The 4,280-nt window shown below is 26.0% G+C and carries 6 protein-coding genes and 1 pseudogene; 1 reads left to right on the top strand and 6 read right to left on the bottom strand.

The genetic code is table 11. The features are described from left to right. The 3 genes from CD121_RS12445 to CD121_RS09660 form a co-directional block, all read right to left on the bottom strand. Positions 1-479: DUF4097 family beta strand repeat-containing protein (locus CD121_RS12445; protein WP_257214286.1), on the bottom strand; the 479-nt coding region annotated here is incomplete at its 3' end. Next, complete coding sequence (locus tag CD121_RS09665; RefSeq protein ID WP_126568087.1) at positions 476-1,033, bottom strand: HAAS signaling domain-containing protein; 558 nt, start codon at positions 1,031-1,033, stop codon at positions 476-478. The genes CD121_RS09665 and CD121_RS12445, both read right to left, overlap by 4 nt. A gap of 63 nt (positions 1,034-1,096) precedes the next feature. Then, positions 1,097-1,582 carry a hypothetical protein gene (locus CD121_RS09660; protein WP_029056030.1) on the bottom strand — a complete coding sequence of 162 codons (486 nt, stop codon included), beginning with the start codon at positions 1,580-1,582 and terminating at the stop codon, positions 1,097-1,099. A 166-nt stretch (positions 1,583-1,748) separates the two neighbouring features. On the opposite strand from CD121_RS09660, the gene CD121_RS09655 reads away from it, so the two are divergent. Beyond that, positions 1,749-2,312, top strand: coding sequence for a thioredoxin family protein (locus CD121_RS09655; protein WP_029056031.1), 564 nt, complete (start codon positions 1,749-1,751; stop codon positions 2,310-2,312). A gap of 127 nt (positions 2,313-2,439) precedes the next feature. Here the strand turns inward: CD121_RS09655 and pmtD are convergent, their stop codons facing one another. The 3 genes and pseudogenes from pmtD to CD121_RS12440 form a co-directional block, all read right to left on the bottom strand. Next, entirely contained in the window at positions 2,440-3,174 is a 735-nt protein-coding gene (gene pmtD / locus CD121_RS09650; protein WP_046467413.1) for a phenol-soluble modulin export ABC transporter permease subunit PmtD, read from the bottom strand. Next, the gene (gene pmtC / locus CD121_RS09645; RefSeq protein ID WP_029056033.1) at positions 3,174-4,046 is read right to left on the bottom strand and encodes a phenol-soluble modulin export ABC transporter ATP-binding protein PmtC; all 873 of its coding nucleotides are present in this window, start codon (positions 4,044-4,046) and stop codon (positions 3,174-3,176) included. The genes pmtD and pmtC overlap by 1 nt, the downstream gene beginning before the upstream one ends. A 12-nt stretch (positions 4,047-4,058) precedes the next feature. After that, positions 4,059-4,280, bottom strand: a pseudogene (locus tag CD121_RS12440) (phenol-soluble modulin export ABC transporter permease subunit PmtB); the annotation flags it as partial.

Below are 4,280 nucleotides of genomic sequence, written 5' to 3'. Positions count from 1 at the left end.
GAATCATTAAATTCACTTTTGTTTATAAATATTTGCCCATAATTATTATTTATTAAAGATTTTTTCACTTTAATATCTTCTATAAAGTAATTTCCATTTATAGAATCTACAGATAATGTGTTTAACTTTTTATTGGGTACTTCAATAACTATTAAGTTATCTCTTTTTCTAAACGGATTTAAATTAATTGCGTATCCTCTATTTACATTCTTTTTCTCTGTCACTTTTAAATTCTCTTTGTTTTTATTAACTTTAACGTTGCTGTCTCCATTATATTTAACTTTAAATTTTGGACCTTTTACCAATTTAACATTAGCATATTCTGATTTTATAGATATATTTTTAAAGTTATAATTCGGATAGGTTTCATTAAATTTCTTTTCTTCATAATTTTGTTTCTCAAAGGCAAACCATGTGATAGTTGCACCTATAAAGAAAACAATAAAAATGATAAGACCTGAAAACATTAGCTTTCTCATCTTTGAACGCGTCCTTTAATTGTTTTAATATACCATTTCAAATATTTTAAAATAAGTCTATAAATTCCTTCTAACACTTTAAAAGTTAAGACTATCAACATTAATCCTAAACCAGAATATGCAATAGAAAATAAAATATTACTGGTAGAATCATGTATACCTTTATAAATGGAAGATATAACTAAAATTAGAGGCATAAAAATTAAAAATACTGAAACAATCAATAACATCACAAATATCAAACTAATTAAAAATACTGGGATTAGAACTAAAAATATAGATAATAAACCTAAACTTAGTGAGGCTGTAATAGCTCTAATGATGTTATGAAAAGTCGGTTTAACTTCCGCATATTCAATCGCACTACTAGCTTTAACTTGTTTAGCTATATCCTCAGGTTCTTTAAGTTCTTTTACTATTTCTGCTTCAGACTTTCCTTTCAATTCTTCTTCATAAAAATAATGTTCATAGTCAAACATTTTTTTATCTTTTTCTTTCTTGGGAAGTTCATCTAGGGATACTTCTAATTCATTTAAAAATGTGATTTTATCCATAGTATTGTCACTCTTTCTGCCAATTTTTCTATATTAGTTGCAATACTAATGTCCAACTATTCTCTACTTACTAAAAAACTCGATACGTTTTACTATATCATCTTTATATAAAATATTTAATTTCATGTGGTTATCGCGGTCTCTGTATGTAATAGATTGATAATTTTTACCTATTTTATTTTTTTGATAATTACTACCTAAGGAATTAATAGCTTGATCAATATGGCTACCAATTTTAACATCAAAGTTAGTAGGAACATCTTTATCTTTAACTAGTACAATTCCTTTTACGATATTTTTCTTTTTATGAACTTTTAACGTTAAATCATTATGTTCTCTATGATTATAGAACGTATAACGATCTACTTTAATATTTTTATTTACCTTATAATTTTTCTTATGAAATTGATCATTTAAATGTATACCATTTATTGAAGTATTTGATAAATCGACAGTTTTTATATTGTTATAAATTGAAATACCAATAAGAAGTAAGATACTTAAAATTAAAAATAGTATCGTAATTACCCAACGATTCTGTATACGCAATGATGGTCACCACTTTCGACTTATTATATTAAATATAGCATAAGGTTTATTTACTTTCATCTTACGTCATACTTTTCATTAAATGAGAGAATTTTTAAAATATTTTAATTTATTTACACTTTAGAAATTGGTATAATGTATAAAATAATTAAAGGAGGTTTTTACGATGACTCGTTTAGAAACATATTTCAAAAAAAGCCAAGACATCGGACCTTATATTGAACAAATGCAAGAAAATAAAGATAATCTAGTTTCTATTTATAATTCTTTTAAGTTACCTGAAGATGATGAGAGATTAGAAAAATTAAAATCCTCTAATTATTCTAATGTATTAGTAATTACAGAAGATTGGTGTGGCGATGCAATGATGAATCTACCAATACTTAAGCATATCGCCGAAGCTCTAAATTTACATGTAAAAGTATTCCACCGCGATGATGATACTCAACTTATCGATCAATATTTAACAAATGGAAAATCTCGTTCTATACCTATTTTTGTATTTTTAAATGATCAATACGAACAAGAAACAGTTTGGGGTCCACGCGCTAAAGAAGTTCAAGCGTTTGTGACAAACTTACGCGAAGACACATTACCAAGTAAAGAACATCCAGATTATGATGATAAAGTGAAAGAAACACATTTAATTATTTCTAATCGATATAAAACAGACTCATCTTTTTGGAGTGCTGTGTATAATTCAATCATCGATCAAATGCTATATAAATAAATCATATTTAAGATGGAGCTATTTAATTTTAAGTAGCTTCATCTTTTTTAAATTAGTCTCCAATTTAATTTTTAACATGTTTCTTCTACATAAAAACCGGGACCATATAGTCCCGGATGATAACAATTTATATATCTCGTTTTGCGGCATATAATACATTTGCAATAAATAATACTACAATTGACGCTATAGATATAAACCATTGCCAATGTGAAAATGATATATCTGATGAAGTCATTTTCTCAGTCAAATAAGTGAATGGAATATATTTAAATGACTTATGAATGTCATCACCAATATTTGGAATTAATCCAACAAGTGGTTGGATAAATGGAACAATTAATAATAGGAATATACCTAAAGTAAATATAACAGCTGGTTTCTCAACTGCTAATGTAATTAAGAATAAAAATAAACCAAAGAATAGGAAGAAGATAAGGTAAAACCAAATATTTGTTAAAAAGTTATCTCCATCTATACTTTTACCTTTAGTAGTTGCTTCTATAATAATAATTACTAAATATTGAATTAATGTAAATAAAAATGAAATTAAGATCATAGAAATTGTTTTAGCAATAATATAACCAATTCTACTGCTCATTTTGTTCATGTATAATTGAATTGTACCTTGTGAATAATCTCTAGTGATTGTTTTAATGATAAATAATAAACCAGCGAATAAGAATAACCAATTGGCCATAATAAATACCATCGTATAATTCACTTTATGACCAGGATTATAATTTGCCATCATCGTAGCTTGAAAAACAGTTAAACCTACCACAAGTATAAACGCAATATACGTAAGTGGACTTTTAATAATACTTATTAAATCGTGTTTTACTAATTGTAACGCTCTCATTATTTATCACCTCTTTGATTGATATTAAAGTAAGTATCACGTAATGAGCTTTTACGTGTTTCAATATATTTAGGATAAATATTGAGTTTAGCAAGTGATTGTATTACATCTTTATAGTTACTTTGTGCTTTAATAATAATCTCACCATTATCTTTACTAGATTGTTGAACATGGAATTTTTCTGTCAATATTTCTAATGATTTTCCAAAGTCTTCTTTATCAATCGTAATAATTGTACTATCTTTAGGTCCACCATCTTTCATATTCACATCTTGCACAAATGTGCCATCTCTTAAAAATACTGCTCTATCACAAATCAATTCAATATCTTCTAACTTATGACTAGAAATTAAAATTTTCATCTCTAATTGTTTAACAAGTGATTGAATCGTTTTAAGTACGTCTATAGAACCATCAGGATCCATACCATTTGTTGGCTCATCTAAAATTAAGTATTTAGGTTTATTCATTAGAGACACCGCAATTGCTAATTTTTGTTTCATTCCCATTGAATATTTTTTAACTTTTTTCTTGATATAAGGTCTCATACCAAAAGCATCTATAATGTGATCAGCATACTTTTTATCGAAACCTTTACCTAATACTTGTGCAAATAATTTTAAATTATATAAACCAGTTTTATTATCATACAATTTAGGATGTTCTATTAAATAACCTACATTTTCATCATTTGGCAAATTAACTTTACCTTCAAAATTAATAATATTTCCATTCATTACTTTCATTAAGGTTGTTTTACCAACACCATTTTTACCAATTAGCCCTACTATCTGACTATTGCCGAAATCAAAATCGATATGATCAATTACCGTATTGTGTCCATACTTTTTTGTAATTTGTTCTAACTTCATTGTAGACCTCCTTTAATGAGTACGTTTTTTTATTTTATTTATTTGAATGATGTAATTAATAATTAAACCTATGAGACTTAAAACTAAAAATCCATAATTTAAAAAATATGAATAAAAGTATGGAATTTGACTATGGTTTAAAAATATATAATTAATTAAAATGAGTATAACGGATAAAAGAAAAGGTAATACAAACATAATTAAAATAATATATGCTATATAAGATACACGTTC

The organism is Staphylococcus pasteuri (genome assembly GCF_003970495.1).
Classification (GTDB): Bacteria; Bacillota; Bacilli; order Staphylococcales; family Staphylococcaceae; genus Staphylococcus; species Staphylococcus pasteuri.
This window is presented reverse-complemented; position numbering and strand designations above follow the sequence as displayed.